This is a genomic window from Dokdonella sp. (assembly GCF_044227025.1).
Classification (GTDB): Bacteria; Pseudomonadota; Gammaproteobacteria; order Xanthomonadales; family Rhodanobacteraceae; genus Dokdonella_A.
This window is the reverse complement of the sequence record NZ_JBGAFX010000001.1, coordinates 630,712-653,555: the sequence shown is the minus strand read 5'-3', so window position 1 is coordinate 653,555 and position 22,844 is coordinate 630,712. Positions and strand designations below refer to the sequence as shown.

Annotated in this window: 25 protein-coding genes; 13 read left to right on the top strand and 12 right to left on the bottom strand. The window is 69.1% G+C overall.

Annotated features, from left to right (window positions below; all coding sequences use genetic code 11):
- Positions 1-440: 440 nt before the first annotated feature.
- Complete coding sequence (locus tag ACILRJ_RS02895; protein ID WP_395680193.1) at positions 441-3,278, bottom strand: M16 family metallopeptidase; 2,838 nt, start codon at positions 3,276-3,278, stop codon at positions 441-443.
- A 142-nt stretch (positions 3,279-3,420) separates the two neighbouring features.
- Here ACILRJ_RS02895 and ACILRJ_RS02890 point away from each other — a divergent pair, with 142 nt between their 5' ends.
- The 3 genes from ACILRJ_RS02890 (at position 3,421) to ACILRJ_RS02880 (ending at position 5,387) form a co-directional block, all read left to right on the top strand.
- The gene (locus tag ACILRJ_RS02890) at positions 3,421-4,110 is read left to right on the top strand and encodes an SDR family oxidoreductase (RefSeq protein WP_395680191.1); all 690 of its coding nucleotides are present in this window, start codon (positions 3,421-3,423) and stop codon (positions 4,108-4,110) included.
- A 337-nt stretch (positions 4,111-4,447) separates the two neighbouring features.
- Positions 4,448-4,840 (top strand): hypothetical protein, encoded by a 393-nt coding sequence (locus ACILRJ_RS02885; RefSeq protein WP_395680189.1) that lies wholly within the window; start codon positions 4,448-4,450, stop codon positions 4,838-4,840.
- A 40-nt stretch (positions 4,841-4,880) separates the two neighbouring features.
- Positions 4,881-5,387: a tRNA (cytidine(34)-2'-O)-methyltransferase gene (locus ACILRJ_RS02880; protein WP_395680187.1), complete on the top strand. Its 507-nt coding sequence runs from the start codon at positions 4,881-4,883 to the stop codon at positions 5,385-5,387.
- Positions 5,388-5,414: 27 nt separating this feature from the next.
- Here the strand turns inward: ACILRJ_RS02880 and ACILRJ_RS02875 are convergent, their stop codons facing one another.
- The 5 genes from ACILRJ_RS02875 to ACILRJ_RS02855 form a co-directional block, all read right to left on the bottom strand.
- The gene (locus ACILRJ_RS02875) at positions 5,415-6,413 is read right to left on the bottom strand and encodes an NAD(P)H-dependent glycerol-3-phosphate dehydrogenase (protein WP_395680185.1); all 999 of its coding nucleotides are present in this window, start codon (positions 6,411-6,413) and stop codon (positions 5,415-5,417) included.
- A gap of 87 nt (positions 6,414-6,500) precedes the next feature.
- Positions 6,501-7,001, bottom strand: a complete 501-nt coding sequence (gene secB / locus ACILRJ_RS02870; protein ID WP_395680183.1) for a protein-export chaperone SecB — start codon at positions 6,999-7,001, stop codon at positions 6,501-6,503.
- A gap of 482 nt (positions 7,002-7,483) precedes the next feature.
- Entirely contained in the window at positions 7,484-7,927 is a 444-nt protein-coding gene (locus tag ACILRJ_RS02865) for a rhodanese-like domain-containing protein (protein WP_395680181.1), read from the bottom strand.
- Between the two features lie 72 nt (positions 7,928-7,999).
- Positions 8,000-8,422 (bottom strand): hypothetical protein, encoded by a 423-nt coding sequence (locus ACILRJ_RS02860; RefSeq protein WP_395680179.1) that lies wholly within the window; start codon positions 8,420-8,422, stop codon positions 8,000-8,002.
- Positions 8,423-8,475: 53 nt separating this feature from the next.
- A complete protein-coding gene (locus tag ACILRJ_RS02855; RefSeq protein WP_395680177.1) occupies positions 8,476-8,931 on the bottom strand; it encodes a YiiD C-terminal domain-containing protein in 456 nt (151 codons plus the stop codon).
- Between the two features lie 110 nt (positions 8,932-9,041).
- Here ACILRJ_RS02855 and ACILRJ_RS02850 point away from each other — a divergent pair, with 110 nt between their 5' ends.
- The 3 genes from ACILRJ_RS02850 to ACILRJ_RS02840 are packed head-to-tail and all read left to right on the top strand — an operon-like array spanning position 9,042 to position 12,212.
- Entirely contained in the window at positions 9,042-9,818 is a 777-nt protein-coding gene (locus tag ACILRJ_RS02850) for a uroporphyrinogen-III synthase (protein WP_395680175.1), read from the top strand.
- Positions 9,819-9,873: 55 nt separating this feature from the next.
- A complete protein-coding gene (locus ACILRJ_RS02845; protein ID WP_395680173.1) occupies positions 9,874-10,956 on the top strand; it encodes a uroporphyrinogen-III C-methyltransferase in 1,083 nt (360 codons plus the stop codon).
- Positions 10,953-12,212, top strand: coding sequence for a heme biosynthesis HemY N-terminal domain-containing protein (locus ACILRJ_RS02840; RefSeq protein WP_395680171.1), 1,260 nt, complete (start codon positions 10,953-10,955; stop codon positions 12,210-12,212). Before ACILRJ_RS02845 ends, ACILRJ_RS02840 begins: the two co-directional genes overlap by 4 nt.
- 132 nt (positions 12,213-12,344) lie before the next feature.
- On the opposite strand, the gene ACILRJ_RS02835 is transcribed toward ACILRJ_RS02840, so the two are convergent.
- Together ACILRJ_RS02835 and ACILRJ_RS02830 are read right to left on the bottom strand one after the other, a co-directional pair.
- Entirely contained in the window at positions 12,345-12,911 is a 567-nt protein-coding gene (locus ACILRJ_RS02835; protein ID WP_395680169.1) for a DUF2845 domain-containing protein, read from the bottom strand.
- Between the two features lie 51 nt (positions 12,912-12,962).
- On the bottom strand, positions 12,963-14,015 hold the full coding sequence (locus ACILRJ_RS02830; RefSeq protein WP_395680167.1) for a CDP-6-deoxy-delta-3,4-glucoseen reductase: 1,053 nt from the start codon (positions 14,013-14,015) through the stop codon (positions 12,963-12,965).
- A 204-nt stretch (positions 14,016-14,219) separates the two neighbouring features.
- Here ACILRJ_RS02830 and ACILRJ_RS02825 point away from each other — a divergent pair, with 204 nt between their 5' ends.
- From ACILRJ_RS02825 to ACILRJ_RS02810, 4 genes are all read left to right on the top strand, one after another.
- On the top strand, positions 14,220-14,657 hold the full coding sequence (locus ACILRJ_RS02825) for a hotdog fold thioesterase (RefSeq protein ID WP_395680165.1): 438 nt from the start codon (positions 14,220-14,222) through the stop codon (positions 14,655-14,657).
- A gap of 1 nt (position 14,658) precedes the next feature.
- Complete coding sequence (locus tag ACILRJ_RS02820) at positions 14,659-15,615, top strand: serine/threonine protein kinase (protein WP_395680163.1); 957 nt, start codon at positions 14,659-14,661, stop codon at positions 15,613-15,615.
- Between the two features lie 203 nt (positions 15,616-15,818).
- Complete coding sequence (locus ACILRJ_RS02815) at positions 15,819-16,625, top strand: lysophospholipid acyltransferase family protein (protein WP_395680161.1); 807 nt, start codon at positions 15,819-15,821, stop codon at positions 16,623-16,625.
- Positions 16,612-17,664 carry a YheT family hydrolase gene (locus tag ACILRJ_RS02810; protein WP_395680159.1) on the top strand — a complete coding sequence of 351 codons (1,053 nt, stop codon included), beginning with the start codon at positions 16,612-16,614 and terminating at the stop codon, positions 17,662-17,664. The genes ACILRJ_RS02815 and ACILRJ_RS02810 overlap by 14 nt, the downstream gene beginning before the upstream one ends.
- A 55-nt stretch (positions 17,665-17,719) precedes the next feature.
- On the opposite strand, the gene ACILRJ_RS02805 is transcribed toward ACILRJ_RS02810, so the two are convergent.
- The 4 genes from ACILRJ_RS02805 to ACILRJ_RS02790 are packed head-to-tail and all read right to left on the bottom strand — an operon-like array spanning position 17,720 to position 21,192.
- The gene (locus tag ACILRJ_RS02805) at positions 17,720-18,352 is read right to left on the bottom strand and encodes a TIGR00645 family protein (protein WP_395680157.1); all 633 of its coding nucleotides are present in this window, start codon (positions 18,350-18,352) and stop codon (positions 17,720-17,722) included.
- A gap of 29 nt (positions 18,353-18,381) precedes the next feature.
- On the bottom strand, positions 18,382-19,452 hold the full coding sequence (locus ACILRJ_RS02800) for a saccharopine dehydrogenase family protein (protein WP_395680155.1): 1,071 nt from the start codon (positions 19,450-19,452) through the stop codon (positions 18,382-18,384).
- Positions 19,453-19,474: 22 nt separating this feature from the next.
- Entirely contained in the window at positions 19,475-20,188 is a 714-nt protein-coding gene (locus ACILRJ_RS02795) for a 2OG-Fe(II) oxygenase (protein WP_395680153.1), read from the bottom strand.
- Positions 20,185-21,192: a class 1 fructose-bisphosphatase gene (locus tag ACILRJ_RS02790; RefSeq protein WP_395680151.1), complete on the bottom strand. Its 1,008-nt coding sequence runs from the start codon at positions 21,190-21,192 to the stop codon at positions 20,185-20,187. Before ACILRJ_RS02790 ends, ACILRJ_RS02795 begins: the two co-directional genes overlap by 4 nt.
- A gap of 137 nt (positions 21,193-21,329) precedes the next feature.
- On the opposite strand from ACILRJ_RS02790, the gene ACILRJ_RS02785 reads away from it, so the two are divergent.
- The 3 genes from ACILRJ_RS02785 to ACILRJ_RS02775 all read left to right on the top strand — a co-directional run bounded on the left by ACILRJ_RS02785 (position 21,330) and on the right by ACILRJ_RS02775 (position 22,841).
- A complete protein-coding gene (locus ACILRJ_RS02785) occupies positions 21,330-21,704 on the top strand; it encodes a VOC family protein (RefSeq protein ID WP_395680149.1) in 375 nt (124 codons plus the stop codon).
- Complete coding sequence (locus ACILRJ_RS02780; protein WP_395680147.1) at positions 21,701-22,324, top strand: hypothetical protein; 624 nt, start codon at positions 21,701-21,703, stop codon at positions 22,322-22,324. Before ACILRJ_RS02785 ends, ACILRJ_RS02780 begins: the two co-directional genes overlap by 4 nt.
- Positions 22,325-22,436: 112 nt before the next feature.
- Complete coding sequence (locus ACILRJ_RS02775) at positions 22,437-22,841, top strand: GFA family protein (RefSeq protein ID WP_395680145.1); 405 nt, start codon at positions 22,437-22,439, stop codon at positions 22,839-22,841.
- The last annotated feature ends 3 nt before the right edge of the window (positions 22,842-22,844 follow it).

Below are 22,844 nucleotides of genomic sequence, written 5' to 3'. Positions count from 1 at the left end.
TGCGCCTGTCGCGGCTGCGCCACTCCTGCACGAGTGAACGCGCTCTGCGCGCAGGATGCGCGCTGCTCTTCCGGGGTCCCCTTCAGCGCCGGTGGACGGCGGTCGATCAGGCCCGCAGGGGCGCGCGCACGACGCGCGCGCGTTCGCCGTCAGCGCATGGATGCGCTGTCGGCGAACCCCGGCCGACGTTCACGCATCCGCAGGGCAGGATGCCCGGAGGGCGGCGCTGTGGGGGTGCCCTTTCTTTTGGTTCCTTTTCTTTGGGCAAGCAAAGAAAAGGAACCGGCCCGCAGGGATGCGGGACGAACATGCACGGATGCGGGTAGGTCGTCGCGAAGAGGGAGATCCTTCCGAACAAGGAAAGGACACGGCAAAAGCGCCCTTACCCTGCCCTCTCCCGCAAGCGGGAGAGGGGAAGCCCTCGAGAGATCAACCCGGACTCAGCGAACCACCTTCCCGTCCGAATCGATGACCTTGACCTCGCCGAGCTTGAGCGCGCGCACGCCGGCCTCGATCTTCGCGAGGTCGCCGACGACGATCCAGGTCAGCGCATCCGGGCGCACGATCTCCTTTGCCGCGGCCTGCACCGCAGGGTCGGTCTGCGCCTCGATGCGGCCCTTGAGCGTCTGCACGTAGTCGTCGGGGCGGCCGTACAGGGTGATTCCGCCGAGCGCGCCGAGCACGGCGCTGGTGGTCTGATACTCGCCGGGCAGGCTGCGCACGTCGCCGAGCTTGATCTTGTCGATTTCGTCGTGGGTCAGCGGTTTCGTGCCGATCAGCTCCTGCGATTCGCGCAGGATCTCGGCGACCGATTGCGCGGTCTTGTCGGTCTGCACCGGCGCGTACATCAGGAACGGGCGCTGGCCGATCGCGTTGGAGAGGAAGCTGCCGGCGCCGTAGGCCCAGTGCTTGCCCTCGCGCAGGTTCATGTTGAGGCGCGAGGTGAAGCTGCCGCCGAACGCGCCGTTCATGGTCTGGATCTCGAGGTTGTTCGGCGCCTTCGTCGACGGCGCGACCACACCGGCGAGGATCAGCGACTGCGGCGCGCCGGGTTTGTCGAGCAGGAACACGCGCACCTGTTTCGGCACGTCGACGTTCGCGATGTTCTTCTTCGGCACCGGCGTCGCGGCCGCCTTCCAGTCGCCGAACGCGGTGTCGAGTTTCGCCACGATCGCCTCGAGCGTGGTGTCGCCGGCGACGAGGATCGTCGCGTTGTCCGGGCGGATGAAGTCGCGCACGTACGCGCGCATGTCGCCCGCGTCGAGCGACGTGATCGACGCTTCCGTGCCCGATCCGGTGAACGGGATTGCATAGGCATGGCCGGCGCCGTACAGCAGCGGCGGCAGGCTGCGCAATGCAAGCCCGGTCGGCTGGGTCTTCTCCTGCGCGATGCGTGCGAGCCACTGGCCGCGGATTCGCGCGATGTCACTGTCGCGGAACGCGGCATTGCGCACCACGTCGGCGAACAGTTCCAGCGACGGCTCCAGTTGCGAGTTCAGTGCATTCAGGCTTGCGCTCGAACTGTCGAGCCCGGAACTGGCGCCGATCACCGCACCGAGGCGCTCGGCACGGCGCGCGATCTCGAGCGAGTCGAGTTCCTTCGTGCCTTCGTCGAGCATCGCCATCGTGAACGCGGAGGTGCCGAGCTTGCGTCCCTGGTCGGAGGCGTAACCGGCATCGAACAGCAACTGGATCTGCACCACCGGAATCGCGTGGCGCTCGGCCAGCACCACCGGAATGCCGTTCTTCAGCTTGCCGCGTTGCAGCTTGGGGAACGTGAGATCGGGGAAGGCCGCAACCGAGGGCACGCCCTTGCTGCGATCGACCGCCGTCTTCGCGAGCGTGAAGTCCTGCTTGGGCGGCTGTTTCGCGTCGGGGCGGCCGGCGATCGCGGCGCGACCCGGCTTCTCCATCTCGTCGGCCGGTTCGGCCTTGTCGTCCTTCGCCGCCGGCGTGACGGTCAGCGTGTAGTCGCCCTTCGAAATCCACTTCTTCGCGGCCGCGAGCACACTCGCAGGGGTCGCCGCATCGAGGCGCGCGAGATCGTCGCGGAAAGCGCCGGGATCGCCGCGGTAGACCTGGCCTTCGGCGAGGATGCTTGCCTTGCTGTTGACCTTTTCAAGCGTGCGGATGAAATGCGCACGCGTGTCGACCTTGACGCGCGCGAGCTCGTCGTCGGTCGGACCGTCCTTGAGGAACTTCGCCCATTCTTCGGCGATAGCGGCCTCGACCTTCGCCGGATCGACGCCGTTCCTGACGTCGGCCTGCAGTTGCAGCATCGAGGCGAGCGCGAACGACTGCACGCCGACCGAGACGTCGTCGACGAGCTTGTCCTTGTAGACGAGGCGTTCGTACAGGCGCGAGGTCTTGCCGCCGCCGAGCACGGCTGCGGCGAGTTCGAGCTCGCCCTCCTCGGGATCGGCGAGGCCCGGCACGTTCCACTCGCGCACGATGCGCGTCTGCGCGACGTGGTCGGTCATCGTGTCGCGCGTCGATTCCGTGCGCGGCGCCGTCCATGGCTGCTGGCGCGCGACCGGCGGCCCGGCCGGGATGTCGCCGAAGTATTCGAGCATCTTCGCCTTCGCGAGTTCCGGCGTGATGTCGCCGACCAGCGCGACGGTCACGTTGGCGGCGCCGTAGTAGCCCTGGAACCAGTGCTTGACGTCGGCGAGCGACGCGGCGTCGAGGTCCTTCATCGAGCCGATCGTGTCGTGGTGGTACGGATGGTTGGCCGGGAACGCGTTCGCCGCGACGCGCTGGTCGACGCGGCCATAGGGCTGGTTCTCGCCCTGGCGCTTCTCGTTCTGCACCACGCCGCGCTGCTCGTCGAGGTCCTTCTGGCCGATCGCGCCGAGCAGGTGGCCCATGCGGTCGGACTCCATCCACAGCGTCATGTCGAGCGCAGTGGTCGGCACGGTCTCGTAGTAGTTCGTGCGGTCGAACCAGGTGGTGCCGTTCTGGTCGGTCGCGCCGGCGAGCTCGAACGGACGGAAGAATTCGTCCTTGTGGTTCTCCGAGCCCTGGAACATGAGGTGCTCGAACAGGTGCGCGAAGCCGGTCTTGCCGGCGGGCTCGTCGGCCGAGCCGACGTGGTACCAGACGCTGACCGCGACGACCGGCGCCTTGTGATCCTCGCTGACGACGACGCTCAGACCGTTCGGCAGCGTGAAGCGCGTGAACGGGATGTCGACCGCGTCGCCGACCGACGCGCGCGTCGTGCCGGCAAGGCCGAGCGTGAGGAAGGTCGCGGCGAGCGCGTGGGCGAGAAGCTTGCGCATGGAGGCTCCGGGAACAGGAAAGGCGACACCGGGCAGGCTACGCGGGAGTACCGTGTTGCCGCAACGGTCGAACGTCACGCCTTCGCGTAGACTGCGGTTGCCGCGCGGAGTTCACCGCGCATCCCTGCGAAAGGAGTGGCGCATGGGACATGCATTGGTGACCGGCGCGAACCGCGGCCTTGGCCTCGAGTTCGCGCATCAGTTGCTCGCTCGCGGCGAGCGCGTGATCGCCACCTGCCGCCATCCGGGGCGCGCGCTCGCGCTGACCCGCCTCGCCGGCGAACACCCCGGCCATCTGGTGATCCTGCCGCTGGTGCTGCCGGACACGCGCTCGATCGCCGAACTCGCGCGCGAAATCACGACGCTCGACCTGCGCATCGGCCTGCTCGTGAACAACGCGGGCATGCTGGTCGGCGGCGAGCGCTTCGGCACGATCGAGGCGAAGGCGCTGCAGGACAGTTTCGCCGCGAACGCCGCGGGTCCGTTGCTGCTGACCCAGGCACTCGCCGCGCGCCTCGAACGCGCGAAGGTCGTCAATCTCTCAAGCAGGCTCGGTTCGATCGGCGGCAGCGAATCGCTGCACAGCCCGAGCTATGCGATCAGCAAGGCAGCCTTGAACATGGCGACGCGCCAGCTCGCGCATGCGCTCGCGGGCGAGGACGGCATCGTCGTCGCGATCAGCCCCGGCTGGGTCAGCACCGACATGGGCGGCGCGAATGCACCGATGTCGGCGCACGATTCGGTCGCGGCGATGCTGCGCACGATCGATGCGTTGACGCGCGCCGACAATGGCCGCTTCCTGTCCGAGACCGGCGCGCCGATTCCCTGGTAGTCCGCGCGCGGACGCTGTCCGCGCCTGTCCGCGGTCGTGTCCGCGGCACGGGCGAGCGTGGCTTCCGGCATCCACGTCGCGCCGCTTCGTCGCCGAGCGTCGATGCGTTCTCCGCGAAAGAGCCACTCTGCGCAACGGCTCGCAGCCGTGCCTGGAATGCGCGCCAGCGCGCGGCGTGGCGCGATCGCCTGTCGAATGCGGTTGCTTGGAGCATGACTTCCGGCCTGGCAACTTTTCTTCGTTCCGCTGCATCCAAGACTCCGTACGCAAACGCGGTGTCGGGATTGGCACAGCGCTTGCTCAACACGAATCGAGACGGACTCGCAAGGAGTACAAGATGAAAACCCGCACCCCCCTGATACGCGCGGCGTTGGCGATGGCAATGATCGGCAGTGCATTCGCGCTCGAACGCGTCCCGGCCGCTGGCGCTCCCGGCGCCAGCGCGCACTTCCCGCATCCGTACGGGTCGCAGGCGGCGCAGCCCGGCGTCGGCATGTCGGTCGAAGCGAACGCGCCGCTGCACGCGACGCTGTTGCCGGAACTGGCCGTCAGCGCGAGCGCATCCGACGCGGACCTCGTCGTCGCGACGAAGCTCGCGACCGATGCGGCATTGCCGGTCACGCTGATGCCGACCGTGCACGTGTTCGCGAAGCGCGACAAGCTCGCCGCGCTGGATGCGCCGCTCGCGTTCGACGCGACGGAAGTCGCCCTGCTCGCCGCAGCCGAGTGAAGCATGCGGCATGGAGCGGTCCCTCGGGGCCGCTTCGTGCATGGCTTGCGCGATCGCGCGGCGCCACGATAATGCACGCGTGCTGCACGTCGTGCTCTACCAACCCGAGATCCCGCCGAACACCGGCAACGTGATTCGCCTGTGCGCGAACAGCGGTGCCTCCCTGCACCTGCTGCGCCCGCTCGGTTTCGATCTCGACCACGCCAAGCTGCGTCGCGCCGGCCTCGACTACCACGAGTTCGCCGAGGTCAGCGTGCACGAGGATTTGGACGCGTTCATCGCCGGCGTCGCGCCGCGGCGCGTGTTCGCGCTGTCGACGCGCGGGCGGGCACGCTACGACGAAGTCGCGTACGCCGACGGCGATGCGTTCCTGTTCGGACCGGAGACGCGCGGCCTGCCGCAGCAGGTGCTCGACGCGATCGATCCCGCGCAACGCCTGTACCTGCCGATGAGGCCCGGCAACCGCAGCCTGAACCTGTCGAACGCGGTAGCGGTCGTGGTGTACGAGGCGTGGCGCCAGCTCGGGTTTGATGGGGCAGGAATGTAGGGCGGTACGCGCGACGCGCGTGCCGCCCTACGGGTACTCGGGTTTCTGTTCGCGCGACAGCAGCGCGCGCATGCCTTCGGTCGGTGTCAGCTCCTCGTGCAGCACCTTCTGCACGAGGGCAGTGATCGGCAGTTCGACCCGGCTTTCGTCGGCGAGCTTCATCACGGTGTCGACCGTCTGCACGCTCTCGACGACCTGGCCGATCTCGGCGATCGCCTGGGCGAGCCCGACACCACGGCCGAGCGCGAGGCCGAGGCGGCGATTGCGCGACAGGTCGCCGGTGCAGGTCAGCACGAGATCGCCGAGGCCGGCGAGGCCCATCAGCGTTTCCGGGCGCGAGCCGAGCGCGGCGCCCAGGCGCAGCATTTCCGCGAGGCCGCGCGTGATCAGGCCGGCGCGCGCGTTGAGCCCCATCTGCATGCCGTCGGCGACACCGGTGGCGACCGCCAGCACGTTCTTCATCGCGCCGCCGAGTTCGGCGCCGAGCACGTCGTTGCCGGTATAGGCGCGAAAGCGCGGCGAATGCAGTTGCTGGGCAACGGACTGCGCGAACTCCGCATCGGCGGCGTGCACGGTAAGCGCGGTAGGCAGGCCGAGCGCGACTTCGCGTGCGAACGAGGGGCCGGTGACGACCGCGGCCGCGTGCCCTGGCAGGTGTTCGGCGACCAGTTCGTGCAGGAAGCGGCCGGAGGCCGGATCGAAACCCTTGGTTGCCCACGCGATGCCGACACCGGGCGCGACCCACGCCGCGATCGCGCGCAGCAGCTCGTCGAAGGCGTGGCTCGGCACCGCGAGCAACAGCGTGCCGGCGTCGCGCACGACGGATTCCAGCATCGCCGACAGTTGCAGCGTGTCCGGCAGCTCGAGCTCGGGCAGGTAACGTGCGTTGCGGCGGCTCATCGCCATCTCGACGACGGCCTGCGGCGTGCGCCCCCACAACGTGGTCGGCACGCCATTGCGCGCGAGCTGCACTGCGAGCGCGGTGCCCCACGAGCCGGCGCCGAGCACGGCGACCGGCGTGTTCATGCAGCGGAACCGTCCGCGACCCGGCATCGGCCGGGTGCGGCGAAGTGCGCGTGGTGGAAAGCCATCATCCGCGCGCGCGAAACGTCGTCAGGCGTTTGCGGCCGGCGCGGTGCCGCCTTCGGCACGGCGGCGCATCTGCTCGGCGTACAGCGCGTCGAAGTTGATCGGCTGCAGGAAGAACGGCGGGAAACCACCGTTCTGCACGAGGTCCGAGACGATCTGGCGCACGTACGGGAACAGCACGTTCGGGGCGTAGGTCGACAGGATCGCCTCGCGGCCCTGCGCGTCGAAACCGCTGAGGCCGAAGATGCCGGCCTGCTGCACTTCCGCGAGATAGGCGGTCTTGTCTTCGACGCGGCAGGTCGCCGTCACGCTGAGTACGACTTCGAAGGTGTCGTCGCCGAGCTGCGACACGCGCTGGGCGAGGTTCAGCTCGACGTTCGGCTGACCCTGCTGGGAGAATATCTGCGGCGCACCCGGCGCCTCGAAGGACACGTCCTTGACGTAGATGCGCTGCAGGCTCAGCTGGGCCTGGTTCTGCTCCGGACGGGCCTGGCCGTTCGCCGCGCCGTTGGTGTTGTCTGCCATGGGTTGCTCGATGAGGGGAGAAAAAGGGGAACGATTATCCCATGGACGCGCGGCGGGCGCACGGCAGGCTGGACGGTGCACCCAAGTCCGTTCGCTCTGAGCGCCGCGCGGAAAGGCGCCTTCCACGCTCCGTTCGCCCTGAGCGCAGCGCCGCAGGCGCGGAGTCGAAGGGTTGCAGCGATGTCGCAGGCGTTTCGACTCGCGGAACTTCGTTCCGCTGCGCTCAACGCGAACGGGTGGGGCCGTTCGCCGCCGGATCGGTTCCGGGGCGGCTTCCCGAGCGCGGCGCGGAAAGGCGCCTCTACCGCTCCGTTCACCTTGAGCGCAGCGCGGAAAGGCGCCTTCATCGTTCCGTTCTGAGCAAGCGCCGCAGGAGCGGAGTCGAAGGGTTGCAGCGATGTCGCAGGCGTTTCGACTTCGCGGAACTTCGTCCCGCTGCGCTCAACGCGAACGGGTGGAGAAGGTTTGCGCGCCCGACGCGCTCAGGCGCGACCTTTCGCCAGCGGCATCTGCGCTTCGCGCCACGCGGCGAGTCCGCCTTCGAGCCAGAACACCTTGGCGAAGCCGGCCTTCTTCAGGCGCTGTGCCGCCTGCGCGGAGGTCTGGCCGGTGCGGCACACGAGCGCGACGGGCAGTTCGCGCGCCTTCGCCAGATCCTTGTCCTGCGGATCGAAGGCGCTCATTGCGACGTGTTTCGCTCCGGGGATGTGGCCCTTTTCGAACTCGACCTGCGGCGAGACATCGATCAGCAGCGCGTTCTCGCGGTTGATCAGCTGGGTCAGCCCGGCCGGGGTCAGCGCCGCATAGCCGCGCATGAAGCGTTGCGCCTCGGTGACGACCAGCGCGACGAACACGCCGACGAAGGCGAGCGTCAGGTAGAGATGGTTGCCGAGGAATTCGGGCAGGCGGTGCAGGACGTCGGACATGGCCAGTTCGATAAGGGCTGCGATGCGCAGCCGCGCAGTATAGCCCGCGCGCGGCCGCGACGGCCGCGAAGGTCATTCGTGGCGGCTGATGTCCGGCAGGCCCGAGGTCAGCCACCAGTGCTTGCTGGCCTCGTCGTATTTCCAGACCTGATGGTCGACGATGCTGCGCGTGGTCTGCGTGTTCACGTTGATGAGTTCGATCTGCACCGTCTGGCGCACCTCGTTCTCGCCGACCGGCACCGGCGGCGTTTCCTCATAGCCGCTCACGCGCACCTGCCGCAGGCGATCCAGATCGAGCTGGCTCGGCGGGTGCTCGGCCAGCACCTTGGGTTCGATGAAACTGGTGGCCTGGGTGATGTCGCCCCAGCGGATCGTCCCCGCATAGCTGCGCAGGGTCTGTTCGAGGATGTTCGCCTTCGAACGGATTTCCTTGTTCGCGCAGGCGCCGAGCACGACGGTCGCGGCAAGCAGCAGGGCGGTCAGCGGGCGATGCATGGCGATCCTCCGGCGCGGGTAGTCCCGATTGTGCAGCAAGTGCGGGCATGCCGTCAGTGTTTGGCGAGCGCGACGAAGCGCGCCTCGAAGGTGGCCGCATCGCCACCGTCGGGCAGCGGCACCCGACAATCCACGCGCAGGCGCGCCTTGCCCTTGTCACGCAGCGCGGCAACGAACGCCGCCAGCGATTCACCCTCGGCGACACGGGCGATCACGCGGAAGTCGTGCCAGACCGGCGCGAGGTAGCGGATCGTGCTGTCCTGCACGTAGATCTCGGCCTCCATGCCGACGGCATCGAGCGCGAGCCTGGGCAGGCCCCAGCCCGCCAGCGTCATCAGGCTGGCGAGGCTGCCGCCGAACGCACAGCCCTTGTCGTTGACGTTCGGCGCGAGCGGCGCGGCGAGCGCGAGCGACTCGCCGTCGAACGATTCGACCGTGAGCTGCATCGCGCGCGCGAGCGGGATGTCGGCGAGCAGCGTGCGCTGCAGGTGCATGACCGGATCGGACATCGGTGGACCTCGTTCGACGGAGCGCGACAGTGTGCGGATCGCGCCGGTGCCGCTCAAGGCCCGCGCTATGATCACGGCATGCGAACGGCATCCTGTGCACGCATCCGCGGATGAACGTCGGCGCGCCCCTGTCGCGGCTCGACGGCGCCACCCTCGTGCTGACGCGAGCGGATGGCGGTGCGCTGGCACGCCGGGCACGTCGCCTCGGCGCGACGACCGTATCCGTTCCCGGCCTGGCCGTACGCATCGCCCACGACCCGACGGTTGTCGCGCTGTTGCGTTCGCGCGCACGCTTCGACGACTGGATCTTCAGCAGCCCCGCGGCCGTGCGGTTCGCGCATCGCCTCGCTGCGCCGCTGAGCCTGCGCGACGCTCGGGTTTTCGCGGTCGGCGCCGGCACGCGCGCCGCGCTTGCGAAGCACGCCATCGACGCACTCGCGCCGACCGCGCGCGGCGAGAGCGAAAGCCTGCTTGCGCTGCCGGCGCTCGCCGACGTGCGCGGCCACCGCATCGCCGTGGTCGGCGCGCCGGGTGGGCGCGACCTGATCGTGCCCGCGTTGCGCGCGCGCGGCGCCGCGGTCGAGCCGGTGCATGTCTACGAGCGCCTGCCACCACGCCTGACCCGCAATCACTTCGATGCGCTCGCCGCGGCGAGCGATCCGCTGCTGATGCTGGTTTCGAGCGGCGAGGCATTGGCGAACCTGGTCGCATTGCTGCCCGACGTCCTGCTGCAACGCCTGCGCGCACAGGGGCTGATGGTGAGCAGCGCGCGCCTCGCCGCGCTCGCACGCGCGGCCGCCTTTGCCGACGTGTCGATCGCCGACTCCGCTGCGCCGGACGACCTGCTGGCGGCGGCCGCGCGCCGACTCGCGCGACACCGACTGTAACTTTCGCCGCGTTGCCGCCGCTGTCGCCGGCGGCGCTTTCCGCTAGCATGACGGCATGAGCGAAAACATCGGAAGTACCTCGCCAGCCGCAGGTCGCGAGCTCGCCCCGCGTGCGTCGGAGCGCGTGCCCGGTGCGTCGCGCCGCGGCGGGCTCGCCTGGCTGGTGGCGCTGGCCGCGCTGGTCGTGGCAGTCGTCGCGCTGTGGCGCGTCTACGCGCTCGAGCACGGCAGCGCGGCGCGGCAGGCGGCGGCGTTCGGCGACCTTGCTGCGCGTGTCGAGACGCTCGCGGCAACGATCGAGCAGCGCAAACGCGAGTTCGACGCGCTGCGCGGGCGCATCACCGACGCCGACGAGGTGAACAAGGGCATGCGCGAGGAATTGCTCGGACTTTCCGAGCGTTCGCGCCATCTCGAGGATGCGGTCGCCAACCTGTCCGAGCAGCGCCTGAGCGGGCGCGATGCGCTCGCCCTCAACGAGGCGGAGTTCCTGCTGCAACAGGCGCAGGAACGCCTTGCGCTGTTCCAGGACGCGCCGGCCGCGCTGGCGGCGTATCGCCTCGCCGATTCGGCGCTGGCGGCAACCGAAGACCCGGTGTTCGCCTCGGTGCGCCAGACCATCGGCGCGGAACGGCAGGCGCTCGAAGCGGCCAAGCCGGCGGAAACCGCGGCAACCCTCGCCGCGCTCGCGCACCTGCGCGATGCACTGGCGACGCTGCCGCAGCAGTCATCGCTGGCCGCGCCGACGCCGGCGGCACCATCGCGCTGGCAGGGATTCATCGACCAGTTCGTGCGCATCCGCCACGACGAGGGCGCCGACGCGTTCGCCAGCCACGACATCGGGTTGTCGCGTTCGCTGCTCGTGCTCGACCTGCGCAGTGCGGAAGTCGCGCTGCTCGCGCGTGACGATGCCGGCTACAAGGCCGCGTTGGCGCGCGTGCGCCGCGGCGTCGCCCACACGTTCGACCCGGGAGCGGCCGGCGCGACCCTCGTCGAGATCGATCGCCTCGCCGCGCTGCCGCTCGCGCCGGCGTTGCCCGAACTCGGCAGCGCGCTGAAGGAGTTGCGCAACCTGCGCGCGACACGCGCGCTGGCGCAACCGCCCGGCGTTGCGGTGCCGGCGCCGGGAGGCCGCCCATGAGGCTGTGGCGCACCGTGCTGTTGTTGCTGCTCGCCGCGCTGGTCGCGGCGCTCGCCTGGCATTGGCTCGCCGCCGACCCCGGCTATGTGCAGGTGCGCCTGCGCGGCACCACGCTCGAGACCAGCGTGGTCGTCGCGATCGCCGGGCTGCTGCTCGCGTGGGCCGTGCTCGGCATCGGCTGGCGCCTGTTGCGCTGGCCGTTCCGCGCGTGGGGGCGCTCGATCAAGCGGCGCGGCCGCGAACGTCTTGCCGCCGGCCTGACTGCATTCGCGGAAGGCGATTATGCGCAAGCCGAACGCGATCTCGCGCGCGCGGCCGCACACGAGGCGTTCCGCGCGCCGGCGCTGCTCGTCGCCGCTCGCGCCGCCTACGAACGCGGCGCGCCCGAACGCGCGGCGCAGGCGCTCGACGACGTGGGCGCGCGCGGCCTGCGCGCGGCCGATGCGACGCGCGCGCGCTTCCTGGTCGAAAGCGGACGGCATGCCGATGCGCTGGCGCTGCTGAAGCCGAAGGCCGCAACCAATGATCTTTCCCTGCGCGGCTGGCGCCTGCTCGCCGAAGCTGCACTCGCGCAAGGCGACACGCAGGCCGCGCTGGATGCGCTGCCGGCGCTCGCGCGCAGCCAGTCGCTGACGGCGGACACGCAAGCCGCGCTCGAGACGCGCGTGCTCGCCGCCGCACTCGCCGCGGCGCCGGACGCTACGCGCCTCAACGCCCTGTGGGGCGGAGCGAGTCGCGCGCAGCGCAAGCGACCCGAACTGGTCGCCGCGTTCGCGCGCCGCTCCGCCGCGCTCGGCCAGGTGCTTGCGGCGATGGACGAGATCGAATCCGCGCAGCGGCGCGAATGGAGCGATGCAATCGCGACCGCCTATGGAGAACTCGGCGCCGCCGAAGCCGGGGCGCGCCTGCGCAAGGCCGAAGCCTGGCTCGCGCTCGCGCCGAACAGTGCGCCGCTGCTGACCGCGCTCGGGCGCCTGTATGCGCAGCAGGCGCAGTACGGCAAGGCCGAAGAAGCCCTCGAACGCGCGCTCCGCCTCGCGCCGCTGCCGGCCGCATGGGAAGCACTCGGCGATTGCCGCACCGGCGAAGGCGACCACGCCGGCGCGGCGACCGCGTACGCGAACGCGTTGCGCTGCGCGCGCGGCGACGCGACCGTTGCGCTGACACCGTTGCTCGCGCGCGGGCCCATCGACACACGGCCGATCGCATTCGAGGAACGCAGCGAGCACGGCGTGCCGCGACTTCCGGCCGCGTAGGGTGGGCCCTGGCCCGTAGGGTGGGCATTGGCCCACCGCCTCAATTCGAAGGCGCGGAAGGCGGAAGTGGACGGTGGGCTTGAGCCCACCCTACGCCCACCCCGCGAAGCACGCGCCAAGCTGGCGACACGTTCAGCGTGCGAGCAAGTCGACCGCGTCCACGCGTCCATCCACGACGCGCACCACGCGCACGCTGCGGCGGTCGCCGAAGTCGTAGATCCAGTCCTCGCGGCGCTGGTCGCGCCAGCGTTCGAGGCCGGGTGCGGGACGCCGCACGATCGTGTCGGTGCGACTGCGGCGCGAGGCCGGCTCACCGCAACGCGCGACAAGTTCGCCGGCGCTTAGACCGCCGAGCAGACGGTTCGGATCGCAGTCGTCGCCGATCTCGTCTACGCCGTAGCCGAGCGTCTGCTCGCGTTCGAGCAGGCCGTCGCGGAAGACCAGTTGGCGCATCAGCTGGTGCGGGCCGAAGTTGTAGTACCAGATGTCGAACTGCACTTCCCGCTGATGTTCGATCGGACCATCGCGACCGATGATCTCGATGTTCGTGTAGCGGTCGGTCCAGAACGGTTCGCCGCAGCGCTCGCGCACCTGGAAATCCTGCGCGCCGTCGCTGACGAGGCGATTGCCGCAGCGCATCGCATGCACGGCGGGTGTCGCGAGAAGAAGGGCCAGGATCGGCAGCAGGGATCGGGTCATGGGTAGCGCGCTCGATGGTTGTGCTTGGACCGCGACGGACGCGGGAGTTCCTCACGCTCCATGGATGCCCGCACGGCTGCCGAGGATCTCGGCGATCACGTCGGGTGCATAGTCGAACGAATCGTAGTACAGCCGCTCCTCCGGCAGGCCGGCGTCGACGAAGGCGCGGCGTCCGGCGTCGATCATCGCCGGCGGTCCGCTCATGTACACATCGTGGCCGGACAGGTCCGGGTGGTCCTCCAGCAGGGCCTCGTGCACGAGACCTGCGCGCGCTGCGTCCGCGTGGCCGCGATCCCCTACCACCGGGACGAAGCGGAACGCGGCGACGTCGCGCGCCCAGCGCTCGGGCAATGCGCGCAGGTACAGGTCGGCCGGTTCGCGCGCGCCCCAGTAGAGCGTCATCGGCCGGCTCGTGCCGAGTTCGAGGAAATGCTCGATCAACGCCTTGATCGGCGCGAAGCCGGTGCCGCCGGCCATCAGCAGCATCGGCCGCTCGCTGTCCTCGCGCGGAACGAAGGTGCCAAGCGGCCCTTCGACGCGCAGGCTTGTGCCGTTTTCGAGCCGGTCGAACACGTCGCCGGTGAAGCCGCCGCCGGCCACACGCCGCACGTGCAACTCGATCGGTTCGTCCGCGTGCGGCGCGTTCGCGATCGAGAACGCGCGACGCCGACCGTCGTCGAGCAACACGTCGAGATACTGTCCCGGCAGTCGGCGCAGGCGTTCGCCCGGCGCGGTCGTGAGCAGCAGGCGTGCGACGTCGTGGCCGAGCAGGATCTTGTCGATCAGGCGCAAGGTGAATTCTCGGCGCGGAATGTCCGCGACCGACGCGACCTCGCGCGCCGCGATCACGAGGTCGCTCGCCGGCACCGCCTGGCACAGCAGCACCTGGTGGCGCATGCGCTCGGCCGCGTTCAACGCGCTTGGCGGATTGCGCGGATAGAGGCAGTCACCCTCGACCAGGGTCGCCTTGCAACTGCCGCAGACGCCGGCAAGGCAGGAGTACGGCAGCGCGAGGCCGGCACGCCGCGCGGCCTCCAGCACGGTCTCGCCGGGCAGGACCTCGAAGCGCTTGCCGCTGGCTTGCAGGGTGACGGTGTGGGACACGCGCGGAATTCGTCGTGGAATGGCTTGATTGTCGCCGATGCGCACGCAAAGGGCATCGCCAGGATGAAGCGGGAATGACGCGGATCTGCGCGGATGCTCGCGGATCGGTCAATCCGGCCTGTTCGCCGTATCCGCGTCCTCCGCGTCGATCCGCGTCCGGGCCCTTTGTCCTATAGTCGCGGGCTTGGACAATGGAGTCGTGTGATGGCGATCTGGAAGCAGGCGACCGACCTCGAGCGCATCAACGCGTGGAATCGCGGCTGCCTGGTCGAGCACCTCGGGATGCAGGTCACCGCGATCGGTGACGACTGGCTGCGCGGCACGATGCCGGTCGACGCGCGCACGAAGCAGCCGTTCGGCCTGTTGCACGGCGGCGCCTCGGTGGCACTGGCCGAATCGCTCGGCAGCCTTGCCGGCAATCTCTGCCTCGACGCGGGCGAGATGGCGGTCGGCCTCGACATCAACGCGAATCACGTGCGCGCGGTCACCGCCGGCTTCGTCACCGGCACCGCGCGTGCGTTGCACATCGGCCGCACCACGCAGGTATGGGAAATCCGCATCGAGGACGAGCGCGCCAAGCTCGTCTGCATCTCGCGCCTGACCCTCGCGGTGGTGCCGCGCGAAACGCCGAAGCCGATCTGACGTGGCGAATGCGCAGGCTCCGTACGAGGCGCTGTCGCCCGATCTCGTGCTCGATGCGGTCGAAGTCGCCGGCTTTGCCACCGATGGCCGCCTGCTCGCGCTCGCAAGCTACGAAAACCGCGTCTACCAAGTCGGCATCGAGGACGACACGCCGCTGGTCGCGAAGTTCTATCGTCCGGCGCGCTGGAGCGATGCGGCAATTGCCGAGGAACACGCGTTCGCGCTCGAACTCGCCGCGGCGGAACTGCCGGTGGTCGCGCCGCTGGTCATCGACGACGAGACCCTGCTCGAACATGCCGGCTTTCGCTACGCACTCTATCCGCGTCGCGGCGGGCGCGCGCCGGAACTCGAATCGGCCGACCATCTCGCCTGGATGGGGCGCCTGCTTGCGCGCATCCACGGCATCGGTGCGCGCTCGCAGTTCCGCTCACGCGGCGCAATCGATACGAACACATTCATACGCGACGCCGCGCGCGCGGTGCTCGCCTCGGGGCTGCTGCCTGATCGTCTCGAGTCGATCTATCGCGAGCGCACCGATGCGGTCGCGCGGCTGATCGACGCGCGCTTCGCCGGCCTCGAACCGATCGCGCGCATCCGCCTGCACGGCGACTGTCACGGCGGCAATGTACTGTGGACCGATTCCGGTCCGCACTTCGTCGATCTCGACGATGCGCGCATGGGGCCGGCGGTGCAGGACCTGTGGATGCTGGCGCCATCCGAACGCGCACTCGATGCGCTGCTCGAAGGCTATGCCGAGTTCCGCGACTTCGACCATCGCGAACTCGCCCTGGTCGAACCGCTGCGCCTCATGCGCCAGATCCACTGGGCCGGCTGGGTCGCCGCGCGCTGGCACGATCCGGCGTTCCCGCGCGCATTCGGCTACGTCGGCGAGCCACGCTGGTGGGAGCAGCACCTGAACGACCTCGCCGAGGCGCTGGGACGGCTGCAGGACGATTGATCGCTGCGCCGGAATTCAAGAACCGTCCGTGTCGAACGCAGCGGAACGAAGTTCTTCGGAGTCGAGCAACACCGTTGCCATCACGCATCCGCGCTCCTCCCCCCGGCCGTAGTACGCGACAGCCCGCACCACCGGGCAGGCCCGCCAGGCCCGTTCACGAACAGGATGCGGCATCGCACCAAACTTCCGCTACCATGTCGCCGATGACTCGCCTTGTGGAATCTTCCATCGCCGCCGCGTCACCCGATCGCCTGCGCCCGCTGCGCTATGCGCTGCGCGTGCCGCAGCTGCTGCTGCACGCGATCATCGCGGTGCCGCTCGCACTGCTCGCGCTGAATCCGCTCGCCGCGCGCGTGCGTTTCGGGCGCACGACCTTCGAGAAGGCAATGATCCGCTGGTGGTCGGCGCGCCTCGTGCGCATCTTCGGCCTGCGCATCCGCCGTTTCGGCGAGCCGTTGCCGGGAGCGGTGCTGTACGTCGCGAACCACATCTCGTGGCTCGACATCGGGCTCATGCACAGCCAGCGTCCGGTCAGCTTCGTCGCCAAGAGCGAGATCGCGGGCTGGCCGTTCGTCGGCTGGCTGGCGTCGCAGGCGGGCACGATCTTCCATCGCCGTGGCAGCACCGATTCACTCAATGCGGTGATGGGGCGAGTGGTGGCGCGCCTGCGCGCGGGCGAACCGGTCGGCGTGTTCCCCGAAGGCGGCAGCGGCCATGGCGATCGCGTCGGCGTGTTCCACGCGCGCATCTTCCAGACCGCGCTCGAAGCCGACGTCGCGGTGCAGCCGGTAGCGCTGCGCTACGGCAACGACAGCCGGCAGGATCCGCGCGTGCCGTTCGGACGCAAGGAGAGCTTTTTCGCAAATTTCCTGCGCGTGATCGGCAATCCGCGCATGGACGCGGAAGTGCACTTCCTCGAGCCGGTGCCGGCGACACCCGATGCGCGCCGGCGCATGGCCGAACTCAGTCGGGCGCGGATCGTGCAAGCGTTGGGCTATGGCGACGACTGAAGAAGGCATCGCCATCGGTTTCGGACAGTCGCCGTATCCGACGACCCTGCTGCGCGCCGCCGATTTCGCGCCGCCCCGCGCACTCGCCAATCCGCACCTGCAATCGGTCCTCGCTTCAAGCGGTTTGCGTCGCCTGTTGCTGCGCCGCGTGCTGCGCGCAGTCGAGCGCGCGTCGACCGAGCACGTCCTCGATTGCGGCGCCGACGTACGCCTGCAGGGGTTCCTGACCCGCCAGGCTGGCCGTGAATCCGCGCGCGGTCTGGTGGTGCTGCTGCACGGCTGGGAAGGCAGCGCACGCTCGTCCTACCTGGTCGGCACCGCGGCGCGCCTGCTCGCCGACGGATTCGACGTGTTCCGCCTGAACTTCCGCGACCATGGCGACACGCATCATCTCAATCGCGAGCTGTTCCACTCCAATCGCATCGACGAGGTGGTCGGCGCGGTGCGCGCGGTGCGTCGCCTGTTCGCGTCGGCGCCGATCGCCGTAGCCGGCTTCTCGCTCGGCGGCAATTTCGCGCTGCGGGTGGCGCTGCGCGCTCCGGATGCGCTCACCTATGCACTCGCGGTGTGCCCGGTGGTGAGTCCGGCGGCGGGCCTGTTCGGGCTGGAAGAAGGGCCGTGGTTCTACCAGAAATATTTCCTGCACAAGTGGCGCGGCTCGCTGCAGCGCAAGCGCAAGCTGTTTCCCGACGTCGACTGGTTCTCTGCCGAGGATCTTGCCGGCGACCTGCGCGGACTCACGCGCGCGCTGGTGCTGCGCCATACCGGGTTCAGCTCCCTCGAAGACTACCTCGACGGCTATTCGATCGCGGGCGAGCGCCTGAACGGCCTAGCGGTGCCGGCGACGATCCTGACCGCCGGCGACGACCCGGTGATTCCGGTCGACGATTTCCATGCGCTGCATCTGCCGCCACAGGTCGAGCTCGACATCGCCGCGCACGGCGGCCACTGCGGCTTCATCGAGGACTGGTCGTTGCGCAGCTTCACCGACGACTACATCGCGCAGCGCATGCGGCGGCATCTGGCGGTCGAGGGCTGAGGGCTGGGCCCTCACCCCGGCAGGAAGCTCCCGAAGACGATGGTTCCCGCAATCCTCAATGGGCTGCCGCAGTTCGCTCGCGCGAGCCGTTGATGCCGGACATCAGGCGGTCGGTCCAGGCGATGCCGATCGCCGAGACGATGAACACGCAATGGATGATCGTCTGCCACATGACGCCGGTGGTGGTCAGCGTGGTGCAGCTCTTCACGCCGCCGAGCGCAACCTCGCTCGCTGCCTGCGCGAGCAGGGCCGGGTCGCAGAACGGCAGTCCGTTGAGCGCGCCGGCCTCGATGAAGCTTTTCAGCAGATGGATCGAGCTGATGCCGATGATTGCCATCGCCAGCTTGACCTTGAGCACTGACGCATTGACGTGGCTGAGCCATTCCGGCTGGTCCGGATGCGATTCGAGCCGCAGGCGCGAGACGAACGTCTCGTAGCCGCCGACGATGACCATGATCAGCAGGTTCGAGATCATCACGACGTCGATCAGGCCGAGCACGATCAGCATGATCGACTGCTCGCTGAGCGTGAAGGCGTCGTGCAGCAGGTGCCACAGTTCCTTCACGAACAGGATGACGTAGACGCCCTGCGCGACGATCAGGCCCAGGTACAGCGGCAGCTGCAACCAGCGTGCGGAGAAGATCAGCGCCGGCAACGGCGACAGCGGCGGAGAGGGTCGTTCGTGCATGGCGTGCATCCGTCGAAGGAACGCCGATTCTAGCCTGCGTCGACGACCTGCAGCGGGTCGATGATCGCCACGCCGGCGACACGCAGCACGTAGTCGGCGCCCATCCGCTGCGACGGCGTGAAGTAGCCGCCGTTCGCGGGCGGCTGCGCAAGCACCTGCGCGGCGATGTCGGTCGCGGTCGAGGCGGTCAGCGCGTAACCGTTGGGTGTCGCGATCTGCAATGTCGCGAGGCGGCCATCCGCGGCACGCGCTTCGCCCCAGACGCGGCAGCCGGTCTGCGCGCGACGCGCGTCGTCGGGTCCCGGGCGCGCGCCCGCGCGCGCTTTCAGCCACGCCTGCAGCGGCGCGAAGCGCAGCAGCGGACGCAGCAGGCGCATCCGGCGTGCGGCGGCAATCGCGCGCGGCGGCATCGCCATGTAGGTCTCGATGTCGGGAATGCCGGTCGACACGAACGCGGTGTAGACGTCGCCCCACGGGATCGTCATCGCGCTGCGCGGCATGCCGTCGCGCAGGAACGTGCGCGTCTTCCATGCCAGTGGTACTTCGACGAGTTCACCGCCGACGCGCGCCCGGCCACCCGCCGCGAGGCCCTCGACGCTGGTCTTCGCGGTGCCGGGGCTGGCGCCGCCGCCGGCCTCGAAGGCGAGCACGAGGGAACGCGCATCCGGCAACGCGCGCTTGAGCAGCGCGGCGACGCAATCGGTCGGTACCACGTCGAAGCCGACGCCGGGCAGCACGACGATGCCGGCGCGTTGCGCGCGTGCGTCGGCGCGATGGCAGAGCGCGAACACGTCGATCTCGCCGGTGATGTCGAGGTAATGCACGCGCTGCGCGAGACAGGCTTCGAGCAGCGGCGCCGCCGTGCTCGAGAACGGACCGGCGCAGTTGAGCAGCAGCGCGACACCGTCGAACGCCGCGCGGATCGCCGCCGGATCGTCGAGACCGAACACGCGCGTTTCGAGCCCGAGACGCCGACCGAGCGCCTCGACCGCGCCGCGATTGCGTCCGGCCAGCAGCGGGGCGAGGCCGCGTCGCTGCATCTCTTCGGCGATCAGCACGCCGGTGTAGCCGTTCGCGCCGTAGATCAGCAGCTTGTCCACGCAGCCTCCGCGCGGCATGAGGTCATTTCGGTGCATCCGGCCGTGCGTAGAGCTGCTCCGCTCGCTGGAACAGCACCCACGAGGTCGCGATGTACTTGTGGCCGCGGCGGGGCATGTTGCCGCGGTGCGTGTGGGTGAAACCGGCCGGCGCGAACAGCAGCGAGCCGGTCTTCGGCACGATCTTGCGTTGCTGGAACAGGAATTCGGTCTCGCCCTCGTCGAAATCGTCGTTGAGGTAGATCGTCCAGAGCAGCACGCGATGCAGGTTGTCGTCGCTCTCGAGCTTCGGCGAGATCTCGCTGTGCCAGTACGGATAGCCGCCTTCGTCGGCGAAGTAGCGTTGCAGGTTGATGCCGCCGGGGCGGAACAGCTTCACGACGAGGTGCTTGAGCTCGTCGTCGGACATCGAGCGCAAGTCGTCGAGGCCGAGCATCTGCATCTCGCTGCTGCCGGGCGACTGCCGGTACAGCGCGGTCGGCGCGAGTGCGAGGTGGGTGTACTTGCGCAGGTAGCCGATCAGGCCCTTCAGCATCACGCCGTTGAGGAGGTTCTCGACGGCCTTGAATTCCGCATGGCCGCTGACGTGCAGGTCCCAGCTGTCCTTGAGGCGCGTGTTGACGCCGCCGCTGGTCTTGCCGCGCACGAGCTTGTCGCTCGCCTCGAACGCGGCGACCAGTTCGGCGCAAGTCTTCGGATCGAGCGCGCCGTCGACGACCTCGATGAAATCGGCGCTCACGCGACGGCTTCGCGGTGATACGCCGTGACGCGCTCGACTTCGTTCTTCGAGCCGAGGAACACCGGCACGCGCTGGTGCAGCGCGGTCGGGCGCACGTCGAGGATGCGTTCGAGCCCGGTCGTCGCGGCGCCGCCGGCCTGTTCGACGATGAACGCCATCGGGTTCGCCTCGTACATCAGGCGCAGCTTGCCGGGCTTGGACGCGTCCTTGAGGTCGCGCGGATAGATGAACAGGCCGCCGCGGGTGAGGATGCGGTGCACGTCGGCGACCATCGAGGCGACCCAGCGCATGTTGAAATCGCGGCCGCGCACACCGGTCCTGCCGGCGAGCAGCTCGTCGATGTAGCGGCGCATCGGTGCCTCCCAGTGGCGCATGTTAGACATGTTGATCGCGAACTCGGACGTGTCTTCCGGTATGCGCATGTTCGCCTGCGTCAGCGGGAAGTTGCCCTGCTCGCGGTCGAGCGTGAACTGGTACACGCCGTTGCCGAGCGTCAGCACGAGCACCGTGCTCGAACCGTACACCGCGTAGCCGGCCGCGACCTGCTGCGTGCCCGGCTGCAGGAACGCCTGCTCGTCCGGGTTCTTCACCCCTTCGGGACAGCGCAGCACCGAGAAGATCGTGCCGACCGAGATGTTGACGTCGATGTTGGAGGAACCGTCGAGCGGATCGAACACGAGCAGGTATTCACCCTTCGGATAACGATCCGGGATCGGGTGCGGATCGTCCATCTCCTCCGACGCGAGCGCGGCGAGGTGGCCGCCCCATGCGTTCGCCTCCAGCAGGATCTCGTTCGACAGCACGTCGAGCTTCTTCTGCGTCTCGCCCTGCACGTTTTCCGTGCCCGCGCTGCCGAGCACGCCACCGAGCGCGCCCTTGCCGACTGCGATCGAGATGCGCTTGCACGCGCGCGCGACCACTTCGATCAACAGGCGCAGGTCGGCGTTGATGCGTCCCTCGCGTTGCTGTTCGAGCAGGAAGCGGGACAGGGTGATCGTCGACATGGCGCACGGCTCGGGAAGGCGGGATGCCCATTGTCCCGGCTCGGCCGCGCCGATGCCACTGCTGACACCACGCTGTCAGTGGCAGGCCGGCACTGTAGCGCCTCGCCGACCGGCGCCGTCCCCTGAAGGAGATCGTCATGCTCAACCCGAACGTCCCCGCCTGGTTCGAGATCCCGACCCGCGACCTCGACCGCGCCCAGCGCTTCTACGAAACCGCGCTGGATGTGTCCCTGCAACGCCAGCAGTTCGGCGGGCCCGAGATGGCGGTGTTCCCGCGCGGCGACAAGCCGAACGCGACCGGCGCCCTGGTCCGCATGCCGGACTGCGAGCCGTCGATCCATGGCAGCGTCGTCTACCTCAGCCTCGTCGACATCCGTCCGGTGCTCGAGCGCATCGGTGCGCTCGGCGGCGAGGTGTTCGTGCCGCGCACCGAACTGCCGGACGGCATCGGCTTCTTCGCGCAGATCCGCGACAGCGAAGGCAACCGTGTCGGCCTGTTCTCGCCGCAATGAATACCGCATCGAGCCTGCAGATCCGCGCGCACCGCGAAGCGTTGGTCGGCGCAAGCGGAATCGCCGCCCTCTACACCCTGACCTGCGCGCACGCGCCGGCGCACACCCACGCAGAACGGAGCCGACCCGTGTCCCCGCAACCACGATCCGAGCCTTGCCACGATTTCGACTTCCTGCACGGCCGCTGGATCGTGCGCAACCGGCGACTGCGCGAGCGCCTCGTCGGCTGCACCGAATGGGACGCGTTCGACGCCGAGCAGGCGTGCCGGCCGATCCTCGGCGGCTTCGGCAACCAGGACGAACTCGTCACCGACGCGTTCGGCGAGCACCGCTTCATCGGCATGACCATCCGCCTGTTCGACCCCCGCGCGCGCGAGTGGAGCATCTACTGGGTCGACAACCGCAGCGTGCAGTTGCAACCGCCCGTGCGCGGCCGCTTCGAACATGGCGTGGGCACGTTCTACGGCCGCGACACGCATGCCGGCATGCCCGTGCTCGCGCGCTTCGTATGGACGGTCGTGTCGAGCGACCGCGCACGCTGGGAGCAGGCCTTCTCGACCGACGAAGGCGCCCACTGGGAGACCAACTGGATCATGGAATTCGAACGGAGTGCGGCATGAAAGCGCCACGCGCGTCCGTCCACTGGACGCACCGGCGGCGCAAAGGACTCAGGCATTGCGCCTCGCGCAGCATGATGATGCACCGGTACATCCCTTCCACCAGGACCACGACATGATCAAGACCTATCACGGCAGCTGTCATTGCGGCGCAGTGCGCTTCGAGGCCGACCTCGATCTCGCCGAGGGGAGCGGCCGCTGCAACTGCTCGATCTGCACGAAGACGCGCAACTGGGGCATCACGATCAAGCCCGACGCATTCCGCCTCCTCGCGGGCGAGGATGCGCTCGCCGACTACACGTTCGGCACGCACTGCAACCACCACCTGTTCTGCCGCCATTGCGGCGTGCGTCCGTTCGGCCGCGGCCACATCGAGGAGATCGGCGGCGACTATGTCTCGGTCAAGCTCGCCTGCCTCGACGACGTCGATCCGGCGGAACTCGCCGAGACCCCGGTGCGCTACTTCGACGGCCGCGCCGACAACTGGTGGAACGCGCCCACCGAGACGCGGCACCTGTGAAGC

Coding starts and splice junctions, on each gene's coding strand:
- ACILRJ_RS02895 (WP_395680193.1), bottom strand. CDS start 3,278: ATGCGCAAGCTTCTCGCCCACGCGCTCGCCGCGACCTTCCTCACGCTC.
- ACILRJ_RS02890 (WP_395680191.1), top strand. CDS start 3,421: ATGGGACATGCATTGGTGACCGGCGCGAACCGCGGCCTTGGCCTCGAG.
- ACILRJ_RS02885 (WP_395680189.1), top strand. CDS start 4,448: ATGAAAACCCGCACCCCCCTGATACGCGCGGCGTTGGCGATGGCAATG.
- ACILRJ_RS02880 (WP_395680187.1), top strand. CDS start 4,881: ATGGCTTGCGCGATCGCGCGGCGCCACGATAATGCACGCGTGCTGCAC.
- ACILRJ_RS02875 (WP_395680185.1), bottom strand. CDS start 6,413: ATGAACACGCCGGTCGCCGTGCTCGGCGCCGGCTCGTGGGGCACCGCG.
- secB (WP_395680183.1), bottom strand. CDS start 7,001: ATGGCAGACAACACCAACGGCGCGGCGAACGGCCAGGCCCGTCCGGAG.
- ACILRJ_RS02865 (WP_395680181.1), bottom strand. CDS start 7,927: ATGTCCGACGTCCTGCACCGCCTGCCCGAATTCCTCGGCAACCATCTC.
- ACILRJ_RS02860 (WP_395680179.1), bottom strand. CDS start 8,422: ATGCATCGCCCGCTGACCGCCCTGCTGCTTGCCGCGACCGTCGTGCTC.
- ACILRJ_RS02855 (WP_395680177.1), bottom strand. CDS start 8,931: ATGTCCGATCCGGTCATGCACCTGCAGCGCACGCTGCTCGCCGACATC.
- ACILRJ_RS02850 (WP_395680175.1), top strand. CDS start 9,042: ATGAACGTCGGCGCGCCCCTGTCGCGGCTCGACGGCGCCACCCTCGTG.
- ACILRJ_RS02845 (WP_395680173.1), top strand. CDS start 9,874: ATGAGCGAAAACATCGGAAGTACCTCGCCAGCCGCAGGTCGCGAGCTC.
- ACILRJ_RS02840 (WP_395680171.1), top strand. CDS start 10,953: ATGAGGCTGTGGCGCACCGTGCTGTTGTTGCTGCTCGCCGCGCTGGTC.
- ACILRJ_RS02835 (WP_395680169.1), bottom strand. CDS start 12,911: ATGACCCGATCCCTGCTGCCGATCCTGGCCCTTCTTCTCGCGACACCC.
- ACILRJ_RS02825 (WP_395680165.1), top strand. CDS start 14,220: ATGGCGATCTGGAAGCAGGCGACCGACCTCGAGCGCATCAACGCGTGG.
- ACILRJ_RS02815 (WP_395680161.1), top strand. CDS start 15,819: ATGACTCGCCTTGTGGAATCTTCCATCGCCGCCGCGTCACCCGATCGC.
- ACILRJ_RS02810 (WP_395680159.1), top strand. CDS start 16,612: ATGGCGACGACTGAAGAAGGCATCGCCATCGGTTTCGGACAGTCGCCG.
- ACILRJ_RS02805 (WP_395680157.1), bottom strand. CDS start 18,352: ATGCACGAACGACCCTCTCCGCCGCTGTCGCCGTTGCCGGCGCTGATC.
- ACILRJ_RS02790 (WP_395680151.1), bottom strand. CDS start 21,192: ATGTCGACGATCACCCTGTCCCGCTTCCTGCTCGAACAGCAACGCGAG.
- ACILRJ_RS02785 (WP_395680149.1), top strand. CDS start 21,330: ATGCTCAACCCGAACGTCCCCGCCTGGTTCGAGATCCCGACCCGCGAC.
- ACILRJ_RS02780 (WP_395680147.1), top strand. CDS start 21,701: ATGAATACCGCATCGAGCCTGCAGATCCGCGCGCACCGCGAAGCGTTG.
- ACILRJ_RS02775 (WP_395680145.1), top strand. CDS start 22,437: ATGATCAAGACCTATCACGGCAGCTGTCATTGCGGCGCAGTGCGCTTC.